General features: G+C 60.3%; 10 protein-coding genes and 1 pseudogene. 7 read left to right on the plus strand and 4 right to left on the minus strand.

The window, feature by feature from the left end:
* The first annotated feature begins 184 nt into the window (after window positions 1-184).
* The 4 genes from DDE77_RS16625 to DDE77_RS16640 all read left to right on the plus strand — a co-directional run bounded on the left by DDE77_RS16625 (window position 185) and on the right by DDE77_RS16640 (window position 4,425).
* Window positions 185-1,477, plus strand: coding sequence for an extracellular solute-binding protein (locus DDE77_RS16625; RefSeq protein ID WP_425430759.1), 1,293 nt, complete (start codon window positions 185-187; stop codon window positions 1,475-1,477).
* A 64-nt stretch (window positions 1,478-1,541) separates the two neighbouring features.
* On the plus strand, window positions 1,542-2,477 hold the full coding sequence (locus DDE77_RS16630; RefSeq protein WP_108398605.1) for a carbohydrate ABC transporter permease: 936 nt from the start codon (window positions 1,542-1,544) through the stop codon (window positions 2,475-2,477).
* Window positions 2,470-3,345 (plus strand): carbohydrate ABC transporter permease, encoded by an 876-nt coding sequence (locus DDE77_RS16635; RefSeq protein ID WP_108398606.1) that lies wholly within the window; start codon window positions 2,470-2,472, stop codon window positions 3,343-3,345. The genes DDE77_RS16630 and DDE77_RS16635 overlap by 8 nt, the downstream gene beginning before the upstream one ends.
* 12 nt (window positions 3,346-3,357) lie before the next feature.
* Entirely contained in the window at window positions 3,358-4,425 is a 1,068-nt protein-coding gene (locus DDE77_RS16640) for an ABC transporter ATP-binding protein (protein ID WP_108398607.1), read from the plus strand.
* 27 nt (window positions 4,426-4,452) lie between these two features.
* On the opposite strand, the gene DDE77_RS16645 is transcribed toward DDE77_RS16640, so the two are convergent.
* From DDE77_RS16645 to DDE77_RS16655, 3 genes and pseudogenes are all read right to left on the minus strand, one after another.
* Window positions 4,453-5,583, minus strand: coding sequence for an iron-containing alcohol dehydrogenase (locus tag DDE77_RS16645; protein WP_108398608.1), 1,131 nt, complete (start codon window positions 5,581-5,583; stop codon window positions 4,453-4,455).
* A gap of 54 nt (window positions 5,584-5,637) precedes the next feature.
* Window positions 5,638-7,818, minus strand: a complete 2,181-nt coding sequence (locus DDE77_RS16650; RefSeq protein WP_245895342.1) for an FdhF/YdeP family oxidoreductase — start codon at window positions 7,816-7,818, stop codon at window positions 5,638-5,640.
* A 406-nt stretch (window positions 7,819-8,224) separates the two neighbouring features.
* Window positions 8,225-8,629, minus strand: a pseudogene (locus DDE77_RS16655) (aldehyde dehydrogenase family protein); the annotation flags it as partial.
* A gap of 306 nt (window positions 8,630-8,935) precedes the next feature.
* On the opposite strand from DDE77_RS16655, the gene DDE77_RS16660 reads away from it, so the two are divergent.
* Window positions 8,936-9,928, plus strand: coding sequence for a serine hydrolase domain-containing protein (locus tag DDE77_RS16660; protein WP_108398609.1), 993 nt, complete (start codon window positions 8,936-8,938; stop codon window positions 9,926-9,928).
* An 8-nt stretch (window positions 9,929-9,936) separates the two neighbouring features.
* On the opposite strand, the gene murQ is transcribed toward DDE77_RS16660, so the two are convergent.
* Window positions 9,937-10,866, minus strand: coding sequence for an N-acetylmuramic acid 6-phosphate etherase (gene murQ / locus DDE77_RS16665; RefSeq protein ID WP_108398610.1), 930 nt, complete (start codon window positions 10,864-10,866; stop codon window positions 9,937-9,939).
* A gap of 106 nt (window positions 10,867-10,972) precedes the next feature.
* On the opposite strand from murQ, the gene DDE77_RS16670 reads away from it, so the two are divergent.
* Both DDE77_RS16670 and DDE77_RS16675 read left to right on the plus strand, forming a co-directional pair.
* Window positions 10,973-11,824: a MurR/RpiR family transcriptional regulator gene (locus DDE77_RS16670; protein ID WP_108398611.1), complete on the plus strand. Its 852-nt coding sequence runs from the start codon at window positions 10,973-10,975 to the stop codon at window positions 11,822-11,824.
* A 140-nt stretch (window positions 11,825-11,964) separates the two neighbouring features.
* Window positions 11,965-13,029: an ABC transporter ATP-binding protein gene (locus tag DDE77_RS16675; protein ID WP_108398612.1), complete on the plus strand. Its 1,065-nt coding sequence runs from the start codon at window positions 11,965-11,967 to the stop codon at window positions 13,027-13,029.
* Window positions 13,030-13,073 lie beyond the last annotated feature (44 nt).

The following is a 13,073-nucleotide window of genomic DNA, read 5'->3' on the forward strand; positions in this document are numbered from 1 at the left end:
GGAGTCTGGTGCTCCCAAGGTTTATGTGAAGGTGCGGCAAACAAGGGCCATTTCTCGGCGCGCAGATGAAGTGCGCATGGTAATAAACACGCTCTGTTTATAGGTCTGAATTAGTCTTGACTTACGTGCCTCATGGAAGCAGGCTCCTGAAGTACAGGGCAAAGACCCTGGGAGGAGAATGCTCATGTTCGTTGAATTTGGCCGCCTTGCGCGGCAGCGGGGGCTTTTTGCCCTCAGCGCCCTGGCCTTGCTCGCCGCGAGTGTGCCGGCACACGCTCAAACCACCATCAAATGGCTCCACCTTGAAGCCAATCCGGATCGCCTTGCCACCTGGGAGGAGGTTGCGGCTTCATATGAGGAGGCCAATCCGGGGGTCGATATCGAATTTCAGTTTCTGGAAAACGAGGCCTTCAAGGCCAAGCTTCCCACCTTGCTGCAGTCCAATGAAGCGCCGTCCATGTTTTATACCTGGGGCGGTGGCGTGCTGAAGGCGCAGTCCCAGACGGGTGCCATTCGCGACATCACGGCTGCGCTGGATGCCGATGGCGGCGCCTGGCGCAATGCCGTCAGCCCTGCGGCTGTTGATGGCTTGAGCTTCGATGGGAAGGTTTGGGCGGCGCCCGTACAATCGGGCCTTGTGTCCTTTTTCTACAACAAGGCGCTGTTTGAGCAGGCCGGCGTGGACGCTGCGTCCATCCAGACCTGGGACGATTTTCTTGCGGCCGTGCAACAGCTCAAGGATGCCGGTGTAACCCCGATTGCCGGAGGCGGTGGCGATAAATGGCCGATCCACTTCTACTGGAGCTATCTTGCCATGCGCGAGGTGGGCAAGGAGGGCTTCGAAGCCGCAAAGGCGGGCGAGGGCTTCCAGGGCGAAGGCTTTGTAAGGGCCAGCCAGCACCTGGCTGATCTTGGCGCGCTTGAGCCGTTCCAGGAAGGCTATCTCGGCGCCACCTGGCCCGATACGCAGGCCGTATTCGCCGATGGCCGGGCCGCTATGATCCTTGGCTTTGAAAACACGGCAACCGCTTCCAACCAGGCCAATTCTGCAACCGATGGCGAGGGATTGGCGCAGGATCAGATCGGGCGCTTTGCCTTTCCACTGGTGGAGGGTGGCGCGGGTGTCATCACCGATGATCTGGGTGGCCTCAATGGATGGGTTGTGACCACCAATGCACCTCCGGAAACCGAGGATTTCATCCATTATTTCTCGGTTGAAAACGCCGCCAAGCTGGCTGAACGCAACAACGTTCTGCCGACTGCCCTTGGATCGGACACCAGCGTGAAAGATCCAAGCCTTGCCGATAGTGCGGCGCAGATGGCCAAGGCCACCTGGCACCAGAACTACCTAGACCAGGATCTCGGGCCCAATGTTGGCCGCGTCGTCAACGACATGTCCGTGGAACTGGCTTCTGGTGGGGTTACACCAGAAGAAGCGCTGCAGCAGATCCAAGACGCTTTCTCCATGGAAATGTAAGCTTTGGAGGCGGCCTTCTCCCTGGGCCGCCTCCATTTTTCTTCGGCCCGAAGGAAAGTTTCCCATGAGCCAGATTGCGCCTGCGCCTAGCTTGAGCGTGCCTGCATCGCCCACGCGCACCCGTGCCCGCCGTTCCGGCGCACGCGGCAAGTGGCCGGTGATCATTCTTTTCCTGCCCCCGGCGCTTGTGCTGTTCACCCTGTTCGTCATTCTGCCGATGGGGGAGGCTGCCTGGTACTCGTTCTTCAACTGGAACGGTTATGGCCTTCCCACCCAATGGGTCGGCTGGAAGAATTACGAGCTGATCTTCAGGCAGGGAGCGTTCCGCAACGCCCTGGTCAATAATGGCCTGATCATTGTTGCCTCGATCTGCATCCAGATCCCGCTGGCGCTGTGGCTGGCCACCATGGTCACCAAGCACATCAAGGGCGCCTTGGTCTTCCGGCTGATCTTCTTTTTACCCTACGTGCTCGCCGACGTGGCTGCCGGCATGATCTGGCGCTTCGTTTATGACGGTGAGTTCGGCCTTGTTGCCAACATCGCCAAGTTCTTCGGGCAGGCGTCGCCCTTCTGGCTCGCTGACAAGGATGTGGCGTTCTATGCGGTCCTTGCGGTGATCGTCTGGAAGTATTTCGGCTTCCACATGATGCTGTTTATTGCGGGGCTGCAGGCGATCGACAAAAGCGTGCTGGAGGCGGCCGATATCGATGGCGCCACGGGCTGGCAGAAGTTCATGAAGGTTACCCTGCCATTGCTGGGTTCCACCGTGCGCCTGTCGGTGTTTTTTGCCGTGGTCGGATCGCTCCAGCTGTTCGACATGATCATGCCGCTCACAGGCGGCGGGCCTTCGAACTCGACCCAGACATTGGTTACCTTCCTTTACAGCTTTGGCGTGATGCGCATGCAGGTAGGCTTCGGCTCGGCGGTTGGCGTCGTGCTGTTCGTGATCTGCGTCAGCCTTGCCTTCAGCTACAAGCGGATTTTCATGCGCAATGACTGACACCGCACCCCCCATCAACGCCGCCTCGGCGCCCACAAGCGGACGCAGCCTGGGTGTTCGCACCAAAACCTATCTTTATGCCGCGCTCCTGATCGTTGCTGCCGTAGTACTGGTGCCGCTGATCACCACGGCCCTTGGCGGCTTCAAGACACTAGGCGATCTGCGCGGCAACGCCTTTGGCCTGCCGCAAACCTGGATGGTCTCCAACTACACCGATATCCTGGTCAGCCAACGCTATTGGCTGCAGATGGGCAATTCGCTCCTGATCGCCGGGCTGACCGTGTTTTTGGTGCTCACCCTGGCGGCGATGGCAGCCTTTGTTTTTGCCCATGTCCGGTTTTTCGGCTCCGAGCACCTGCTCAACTATTTCCTGATCGGGCTGATGTTCCCGGCAGCCACCGCCATCTTGCCGCTGTTTATCCGCATCCGCGATCTGGGCCTGCTCGATACCTATTGGGGCGTTGTGCTGCCGCAGACAGCGTTCGGGCTGGGCATGAGTATCCTGCTGTTTCGTAACTATTTCCGCGGCATGCCTTCAGAGCTGTTTGATGCAGCCTTTGTGGATGGCGCAGGCTATTTCCGCTTCTTCTGGCACATCACCTTGCCGCTCAGCCGTCCTATCATCGCAACGGTGGGGATCATCTCCTTTGTGGGCAGCTGGAATAGCTACATCCTGCCCCTGATCATGCTCAACTCGGAATCCAAATATCCATGGCCGCTGGGCATCATGGTGTATCGGGGCGAGTTCAGCACCGACTGGCAATTGATCCTGGCCTTTATCACCCTGACCATCACGCCCACCATCGTGGTGTTCTTTGCCGCACAGAAACACATTATTGCCGGCCTGACCGCCGGTGCCGTCAAATAGTCGGAGTTGGCCATGGCCGGTCTTGAGCTACGCAACATCTCCAAAAGCTATGGGTCCGTGTCCGTGATCGAGGGGATCAACCTCGAGGTCACCGATGGTGAGTTCGTGGCGCTGGTGGGCCCCTCTGGATGTGGGAAATCCACCATTCTGCGCATGATCGCCGGGCTGGAGGATATCACGGACGGAGATATCTCCATTGGGGGCGAGATCGTCAACGATCTCACGCCCAAGGAGCGCAACATCGCCATGGTGTTCCAGAGCTATGCGCTCTACCCGCACATGAATGTTTATCGCAACATGGCTTTCAACCTGGAACTGGCCGGCAAGCCCAAGGCGGAAATCGACCAGCGTGTTCGCGCGGCTGCGACCATGCTGGAGCTGGAGCCCTTGCTCGACCGCAAGCCCAGTCAGCTCTCGGGGGGACAACGCCAGCGCGTTGCCATGGGTCGTGCTGTTGTGCGCGATCCATCCGTGTTTTTGTTCGACGAGCCATTGTCGAACCTTGATGCAAAGCTGCGCGTGCAGATGCGCTCCGAGATCAAGCAATTGCACAAAAAGGTCGGGGTGACCTCCGTCTACGTGACCCATGACCAGGTCGAGGCCATGACATTGGCGGACCGGGTTGTGGTCCTCAACAAGGGCATCATCCAGCAAGCCGGCTCGCCAATGGAGCTTTATCGCCAGCCGGCCAATACCTTCGTGGCTGGCTTTATCGGCTCGCCAGCGATGAACTTCTTTGAAGCAACCATTGCGGGCAATTCTGCACGAACGGCCTCGGGCGCAACGTTCGAGTTCCGGCCTGCTGCGCAGGTGCAAGAGGGGCGCCCCGTAATCGTGGGCGTCCGTCCCGAGCATTTCCAGCGCAGCGGGGAAGGTCCGGGGCTGACGGGAGCGGTTAGCATCGTCGAGCCGACGGGCGGGCAAACCTTTATCACTGTGGACCTTGCGGGCCAGCCAACAATTGTGACGGTCAGTGGGGACGATCTGGTGGAGGTGGAATCCAGCCTCACGCTCTATACATCTCCCCAGCAGGTCTATGTCTTTGACGCGGAAACGGGCGTACGGCTGAGCGACAATTAAGGGCAATTGCTGCCCAGCTGGCTGCTTCTAGAGGCTTTCGTTCAAGAGCCGAACGAAGTCCTGTGCTGTGACGGGACGAGGGTTGGACGCGGTCGAGTGATCCTTGACCGCATATTCAGCGATCTGTTGAAAGTGCTCGGCGGATACACCCATTTGGCTCAGCGTTGCCGGCAGACCGAGCCGCCGGGACAGCGCTGCGATATGTTCGGCAAGATCGGCGTGCTCCGAAAGGCCTAGAACAGCTTTGATGCGTGCATATTTTTCCCCGTTGCCCTCTGCGTTGTAGCGCAGCACCGCCGGCAACAGCACGGCATTAAGCGTGCCATGGTGGAGCCTGAGCGATTTCAGCCCGCCCAGCGGGTGGGAGAGCGAATGGACCGCACCCAACCCTTTCTGGAAGGTCAGGCCGCCCTGCAGGGCCGCCATCATCATTTCATGTCGCGCAACTGGGTCGGAGCCATTGCCCGTAGCCGTCTCGATCCATCTTGCCGCGCGCGCCAGCCCGTCGAGGGCAATTGCATCGGCCACCGGATTGAACCGGGGGCTGAGAAAGGTCTCGATGCAATGGGTAATGGCATCCATGCCGGTTGCCGCCGTGAGGTAGGGCGGCAAGCCAAGGGTGAGCTCGGGATCACACAAGGCAAGGTTCGGGATCATGTAGGAAGAAATAAAGCCCAGCTTGCGGCCATCCTCAAGCGTCACCAAGGCCGCCCGCCCCACCTCGCTGCCGGTGCCGGCCGTGGTTGGTATGGCAACAACGGGGGGCTTGTTGCCGGTGATCCGGTCCATGCCACCCAGAATGGCCGCATATTGATCCAGCGGCCCAGGGTGGGTCGCCAGCAGCGACACGGCCTTGCCCAGATCAATAGGCGAGCCGCCGCCGAGAGCCACGATGCTGTCGCAATTGGCGCTTTTGAAAAGCGCGACTGCTTCATCGGCGGCAGCTTCCGTGGGATTTTCGGGCGTGTTGTCGAAAATGGTGGTGTCTTGCGGAAGGCCGGACTTGGCCAGAACATTGGCGAGCAGACCGGCGGCAACGATCCCCTTGTCGGTTACGATCAGGGGCCGCGACACACCAAGAAGCTTAAGTTCATCGGCGAGCAGGGAGATGGCGCCCGCGTCGAATTGAATGCGGGTAAGATAATTCATCAGCGCCATTTGGTTGCTCCTGCGTCTTGCCCGATGAATAGGGCCGATCTGCCTGCTTTGTGATCAGGCACTTGGTTGTTCAACCCAGATGGGCACGGATTTAAAGGCTGGGGTCTTGCTGCGCGGATCGACGGCCGTGCCCACGAGCACATTTGCTTCGGGGTAATAGGCCATTGCACTGCCGCGAGGCAGATCGAACGGCGTGGCGACCGCCTGCATGCGGCCAGCATCGGAGGCCAGCGTCACCGATTGACCTTCGCTGATGCCCAGGGCAGCCATGTCTTGCTGGTTCAGGAACACTGCGTTGCGCCCAGCGCCGCCGCGATAGCTGTCCTTCTCCTCATAGATGATGGTGTTGAACTGCCCTTCGGAGCGCACAGTGGCAAGGCTGAGTTGCTGCCTTTTCGGCTCGGGCAGGGGTGTCACAACAAAATGCGCGCGCCCGTCCGGCGTGCCAAACTGGGGCGTATGCATCACCCGGTGCTTGATATGGAATTCCTGCTTGGCCACGCCGATGTCAGCCAATTGCTCCATTCCAGGTACAATGGCAGCAATAGCGTCCCGCACTTTTGCGTGGGCGCTGAAGCTCTTGAACTGGATAGGCGACGATGGCAGCAGGCCCTGGCCGATTTCTCCCAGGATCCAGCTTTCAGGGCGCACATTGTCCAGCCGCTTGATCCCTCCATCGCTGAGCCGGACATAGTTGAACATCGATTCTTGGGTGGTGGGCTCCCATTCCTCGTCACGCGCAGTTACAGGCAGGATCAGCACTTCGCCATCGCCCAGACCATGCACATGGCCCATGTTGAGCGTGGTGGTCAAAAACAGCTTAAACCCGATCGCTTCCATGGCGCGGGTGGCAAAGGCTGTATCGGGCGTTGCGCCCCAGAGATTGCCGCCCATGATAACGGCGCTGTCGATCTTTCCAGCTTCAGCTGCCTCAAGGCAAGCCATGGTGTCGAAGCCCCGCTCGCGGGGGAACGATATGCCAAACGCCCTTTCCATCTTGTCGAGCACATCCTTGGCAAGCACCGGCTTGACGCCGATCGTGCCTATGCCCTGGACATTGGAATGGCCGCGCAAGGGCAGTAGGCCGGCAAATCGCTTCCCTACCATTCCGCGCAGTATAGCGAGATTGGCGATCGCTTCGACATTGGCCACACCATGAATGTGGTGCGTCATGCCCATGCCCCAGGCGAACACGGCGTTGTTTGATCGTCCGTACTGGCGGGCAATATGTTCGATGTCCGGGCGAGAAACGCCGCAAGCTTCCACAATATCATCCCAGCCGAGCTGTCCGAGATCGGAAGCAAAGCTCTCGTATCCCCAAGCATGCGATGCGATGAAGGCGCGATCTTCCAGCCCCAGTTCAAGCACGGCCTTGGCAATGCCCTTCAACAGCGCGATGTCCGAGCCGATGCGTGGCTGCACGTAATCGGATGCGATCTCGCTGCCGCCCTTGAGCATGGAACTGGGGGATTTCGGCACGGCGAACTTCACCAGCCCCGGCTCCTTGGCGGGGTTGATGACGATCACCTGTCCGCCCCGTCCGCGGCAGTTCTTCAGCATGTGGATGAAGCGCGGGTGGTTGGACGAGGGATTGGCGCCAATCACGAAGATGAGGTCGGCGCCTGTCAGATCTTCCAGTTCGACCGTGGCCGTACCCTTGCCGATTGTTGTTGCAAGACCTTCGCTGGTGGCCTGGTGGCAATAATAGGAGCAATTGTTGACGTTGTTGGTGCCGTAGGCACGCGCGAGCAGCTGGAAGATGAAGCCCGCCTCGTTGGACGAGCGTCCAGAGGAATAAAAAAAGCTTCGCTGGGGATCGTTTTCACCGAGCCGCTTCACCGCCTGGGCGATGGCGAAGGTCCAATTAACCGGGCGGAAGCGATGGTCGCCGGCGGCCTTGAAAATGGGCGTGCCGAGCCGCCCAAGATGCTCCATTTCCCGGCCGGTCAGTTCCGCGAGTTCCTCTATTGGGTGATCGAAAATGGCATGGGGTATGGCGGGTTGGATGTCGGTGGATTGAGCTTGCACGCTCTTGTTGCAGACCGAAGGGAATTCATCGAGCTCGTTGGTCATTCCGCCGCGCTGGCCGCCCATGCCATAGGCACAGGCCTTGCAGGCATTCCTGGCCGTGAGCGCCTTGCCGGCCTTGGCAGGCCCCATGCGGGCGATTGTTGCCAAGGTGTAGAGCACCTTTTTGGGGCCGCCACCAACGATGTTTGCCTTGGTGTTTGTCACGCGTCACCCGTAGTCATGTTTGTTTCTTCCGAGCACCTGGCTGAGCCAGAGCAGTTCCGGCCAAGCATTAGCACGGCGTGGTTGAAGCTCATCGCCTTTAGGACACAATAGCAAAAGCTGGCGTCAGGAACAGATGGTGAGGAGTGCCTTTCCGGCCTGCGTGCCTGGGTCGCCCAAATCAAGCGCGACGCTCATGTGATTGCCGCCACTGACTGAGGTGAGCTGCGTTTTGGTCATTTGGGCAAGCTGCTGCGCCTGGGTCTGAAACGGCTCTGTGGTGGCTGCACTGCGCTCTGCACGTGTCTGCGTGTGCGGAACAGATCATCCATCAGAACGCGGTCGCAATATATTTGGGCTCCATATCGACGAGGATGCGATTGCTGCCTGAGGGCGCAACGCGATATTACCCACTGATGCGCACGGCTTCCTCAGCATACCAGCGGAAGAATTCGGCGGCATATGTAACCTCGCCGCGTGCATCGCTCAGTGCCTTGCCGTTCTCGAGCGAGATCAAAATTGCCAGCTCCTCGATGCGCTCGAGCATGAGCTTGTGGCAGCGAAGAAGGATCTCGGCCCGTTGCCGGGGCGGGGTTTTGCGCCAACCCGGCGCTGCGGCCGCAGCGGCGTCGACTGCCAGCCTCGCCTGGGCTTCGCCTGCGTCAGGAACTTCGGCAAGGACCTCTTAGGTGGAGGGATCAATCACCGGAATGCCTGAGCCACCCACCCATTGCCCGCCAATATAAAGGCCCTGGGCGTGGCGGGAGCAGTCGAGGAATTTGGCGGTCGGCGGCAAGACGGAAGCGAGGGTCATGGCCGTTTCTTTCGAGATCAGGATGCGAGCTGGAGGTCGGCGGTCAGCGCCTGTTCGCCCGTCCAGCCCAGCTTGGCTTCTTCCAGGCGGAACAGCTTGAGCGTGACTGGAATGCCGATTCGTTCAAACAACGACCTGACCGGCTCAATTGCTGTATCGGCCTAAGGGCCATCAGCATGGCCGGCTTAAGGGTCGGCCATACCTCCAAAAAGACATTGCCATTGAACAGCTTGGTTGCGGCAGCACGGGCAGTCGTTTTCAATGCTGCTGCCGAGGCACTGACCCGGGGCAGCTAAAGGATTTTCCATGCGAGAGCTTTTGAATCGTGCGTCTCGTCCACTGGCGGACGCGGTGGCTGAAAGGCGGGTGCCGGGTGGGGTATTGGGGGTGGCTGATGCATCCGGGGAGCAGGCGATGCGGGCGTTTGGGCGGGCGCAGGTGCTGCCGGTTGAGCGAGGGATGGAGGAAGGGTCCTGGTTCGATCTTGCGTCGCTGACCAAGGTGATCTTTACGACGACGCGGATATTGCAGCTGGCGGGGGAGGGCGTTCTTGATCTCGATGCGCCGTTGCGGAGCGTGGTTCCGGACTTTGCGCAGCACTATCCGGAGAGCTGGTTGCAGCGCGTGACGTTCCGGCAATGCCTGGGGCACCAGACCGGTTTTCCCGGCGTTTTCCCGCTTTATACCTATGGGCAAGATCCTGATTTATTGCGGCAATTCGTGCTGCATCGCCACTGGCGGGAAGGTCCTCCGGTTTATTCCGACATCAACTTCATTCTTCTTGGGATCGTGCTGGAGCGGCTGGAGGGGAAGGCCATTCGCGAGATGGATCCGGGCCCGGGCTTTGCCTGGGGGGCGAAGCCGGAGGAGGCGGCGGCGACGGAACGCTGCCCGTGGCGGGGGCGGGTGCTGGTTGGGGAGGTGCATGACGAGAATTGCGCGGCGCTGCAGGGTGCGGGGCATGCAGGGCTCTTTGGCACCGCATCGGCCGTGTTGAACTATGCCTTTGACGTCCTAAACGTTAGCACATTGTTACCCGCGACAGTGTCGCTTATGCGCGAAAAGCTAAGCGAGCGGCGCACCCATGGGTGGGAACGTCGCCATTCCGGATGGTCGGGCGGGGATGGGTGCTCGGAGGAGACGATCGGGCATACCGGTTTCACCGGAACCGGCTTGTGGATCGACTTTGCCCGGGGCCGGGCCTGGACGCTTTTAACCAATCGCGTTCATCCCACCAGGCATTTCGACAGCGGCATTCTACCATTGCGGCGCGCGGTGGGGGATTTGGTGAGCCAATAGGTTAATGGTCAGCCGGCCGCACCGGATTGCCCGGCGGCGCGGCGCAGGAAGCCATCGGCGTGCTGGAGGGCAGACTGGGCGTCGGCGGCGTCAAGACCGGTCAGCGCCATGAGGATCGCAAGCTTTACATTGTTGCGGGCGGCCGCGAGGTGGCGCTCAGCTTCGTCGGCCGAGCAGCCGGTCGCTTCAACAAGGATGCGGATGGCGCGGGCGGCGAGCTTTTCGTTGCTGACGGAAAGGTCGACCATGAGGTTTTCGTAGGTCTTGCCCATGCGGATCATGCTGGCGGTGGTCAGCATGTTGAGGACCAGTTTTTGGGCGGTGCCGGATTTAAGGCGCGTGGAGCCGGTGAGGGCTTCGGGGCCGACCAGGGGCGAGATGGCGATGCCCGCCAGCCGGGCAATGGTTGAGTCGGGGTTGCAGGACAGGGCGATCGTGGTGGCGCCGATGCCCTTGGCATAGTCGAGGGCGCCGATCACATAGGGGGTGCGGCCGCTGACTGCGATGCCGACGATGACATCCTTGGCTGATGCCTCGATGCGTTCCAGATCACGCCGGCCTTGGTCGGGATCGTCTTCGGCTCCTTCGATGGGATTGCGCAGGGCCGAGTCGCCGCCTGCGATGATGCCGACGACCATGGTGTTGGGCACGCCAAAGGTGGGCGGGCATTCCGAGGCGTCGAGGACGCCCAGGCGACCGCTGGTGCCGGCGCCCATATAGATCAGGCGCCCGCCCTCGCGAAAGGCTTGGACAATGCGGTCAACGGCCCTTGCGATGGCCGGCAGTTCGGCCTTGACGGCGTCGGCTACGCGGGCATCCTCGGCATTCATGGCGGCCAGGATTTCCGGCGTTGTCATCAGGTCGATCTGCATAGTCCGCGGGTTTCGGGCTTCCGATACCAGATTACCCAGTTCCGCGATCAGGGTCGTTTTTGCCATCGTGCCTTCACCTTTATTCCCGCTAAATGCTAGGAGCGATTATTCCAGCTGTCAACGAAACCTGGAATTATGTATTCCTGTTGGGGAAGGTGTTCGGGGGGAAGCCATGTCGGTTCTGAAGGTTCTAGCGGCGCAACTCGATAGCCTTACCCAGGCTGACCGGCAAATTGCTGAATTCATTATCGATCACCCTGAAAAAATGCTGGCGCTGTCTTCGGCGGGCCTCGCGGAGGCAACGGGGCGCAGCCAATCCAGTGTGGTCAAGTTCAGCCAGAAACTGGGTTATTCCGGCTATCAGCAGCTCAAGCTGGCGGTGAACAAGGCCAAGGCCATCGAGTGGCAGACGCCCGGCGGGGTGATCCACGGCACGATCGAAGCCAATGATAGCTATATGACGATTTTGCAGAAGCTGATCGGCAGTAAGCTTCTCTCCATGCGGGAAACCTCGGCGGCCAACACGGAAGCGACGATCGATCTGGCGCTTGGGGCACTGAGTGACGCACGGCGTATCCAACTGGCGGGGGTGGGGGCTTCCTCGCTCGTCGCCAAGGATTTTTCGTTCAAGCTGCTCAAGCTCGGGCGTGTGGTGCTGCTGGACAGCGATACGCATATCCAGCTGTCCAATGCTTCGGCGCTGAATGGCTCGGATGTGCTAGTGGCGCTGTCCCATTCGGGGCGCAGCATGGAGACCTTGCGCATCGCCGAACTGGCCAAGAAGCGCGGTGCCACGATCATCTCCATTACCGGATTGCAGCCCAATCCGCTGCTCGAGCTGGCCGATATCAGCCTCTTTACGGTGGGGGATGAGGACCGGGTGCGCTCCTCGGCGATTACCGCACGGGACGCCCAGCTGATGCTGACCGACATGCTGTTCATTCTGCTGCTGCGCCGCCAATCGGATGCCCATGATTATATCCATAACAGCGAAACGGCGGTGAAGGTGCTCAAGGTCGTTTAGCGTGCGGCCAAGCGATTGACGTAATTTTCTATTCTTGACACTCTGGGTGTTCAGGAATTTACTATTCCTCAAGCTGGTGTGCTGGAGAGGCTACCGGTGAGAGGGACCGTCGTAGGCGACGGAACAGTCGGAGACGCCATTTGGCTCAACTTTCGCTGCGCGGCATCAAGAAGAGCTTCCGCAATGTCGACGTGCTCCACGGCATCGACCTGGAAATAGGCGACCGCGAATTCGTGGTGTTTGTTGGCCCTTCGGGTTGCGGAAAATCGACCTTGCTGCGGCTGATTGCTGGACTCGACCCGATGAGCGGGGGCGAGTTCCTGCTCAATGGCAAGCGCATGAACGACGTGCCGCCCTCGCGCCGGGGCATCGCCATGGTGTTCCAGTCCTATGCACTTTACCCGCATATGGATGTCTATGAGAACATGGCGTTCGGTGCGCGGCTGATGGGGCTCGACAAGGGCGAAGTGGAAGCGCGGATCGCGGAAGCGGCGCGCATGTTGCGGCTCGAGCCCTTGTTGCAGCGCAAGCCGCGCGAGCTTTCTGGCGGGCAAAGGCAGCGCGTTGCGATTGGCCGCGCGCTGGTGCGCAAGCCGCAGGTGTTTTTGCTGGATGAACCGCTTTCCAATCTGGACGCCGCGTTGCGGTCCGAGGTGCGGCTGGAAATTGCGCGCCTCCACCGCCAGATCGGCGGCACCATGATCTATGTCACTCACGACCAAGTCGAGGCGATGACGCTGGCCGACAAGATCGTGGTGATGAATGCGGGGCGGATCGAGCAGGTCGGCTCGCCGCGCGATCTTTATGAGACACCGGCCAACACTTTTGTTGCGACCTTTATCGGCTCGCCGCGCATGACGCTGGTGGATGTCCGATGCGAAGGCGAGCGGCTGGTGCTGCCCAATGGCGGCTCGGTGCATGTCGGCGCCTTGCCTGATGTGGGCGAGCTCAAGCTGGGCCTGCGGTCCGATGCGGTCAGGCTCAGCCGGACAGCGGGGGGCGATGGATTTGCCGGCCAGGTCGTCTACACCGAATATCTGGGCGACAATGCCTATGTTTATGTCCGGCTGGCTGACGGAACGCTGGTCGCGGCGCGCACAGGCCCTGATGACCTTTTCGAGCCCGATCACATGGTGACCATTTCGGTGGAGCCAGGGTCGGTGCATCTGTTTTCCGCAGGGGATGGCCGACGATTGGTGCCATAGGCGCGGAGGGAAGTGCCTTGATATTCAATGGAGAGAGGGAACAC

The organism is Devosia submarina, assembly GCF_003056345.1.
Classification (GTDB): Bacteria; Pseudomonadota; Alphaproteobacteria; order Rhizobiales; family Devosiaceae; genus Devosia; species Devosia submarina.

Coding starts and splice junctions, on each gene's coding strand:
- DDE77_RS16625 (WP_425430759.1), top strand. CDS start 185: ATGTTCGTTGAATTTGGCCGCCTTGCGCGGCAGCGGGGGCTTTTTGCC.
- DDE77_RS16630 (WP_108398605.1), top strand. CDS start 1,542: ATGAGCCAGATTGCGCCTGCGCCTAGCTTGAGCGTGCCTGCATCGCCC.
- DDE77_RS16635 (WP_108398606.1), top strand. CDS start 2,470: ATGACTGACACCGCACCCCCCATCAACGCCGCCTCGGCGCCCACAAGC.
- DDE77_RS16640 (WP_108398607.1), top strand. CDS start 3,358: ATGGCCGGTCTTGAGCTACGCAACATCTCCAAAAGCTATGGGTCCGTG.
- DDE77_RS16645 (WP_108398608.1), bottom strand. CDS start 5,583: ATGGCGCTGATGAATTATCTTACCCGCATTCAATTCGACGCGGGCGCC.
- DDE77_RS16660 (WP_108398609.1), top strand. CDS start 8,936: ATGCGAGAGCTTTTGAATCGTGCGTCTCGTCCACTGGCGGACGCGGTG.
- murQ (WP_108398610.1), bottom strand. CDS start 10,866: ATGGCAAAAACGACCCTGATCGCGGAACTGGGTAATCTGGTATCGGAA.
- DDE77_RS16670 (WP_108398611.1), top strand. CDS start 10,973: ATGTCGGTTCTGAAGGTTCTAGCGGCGCAACTCGATAGCCTTACCCAG.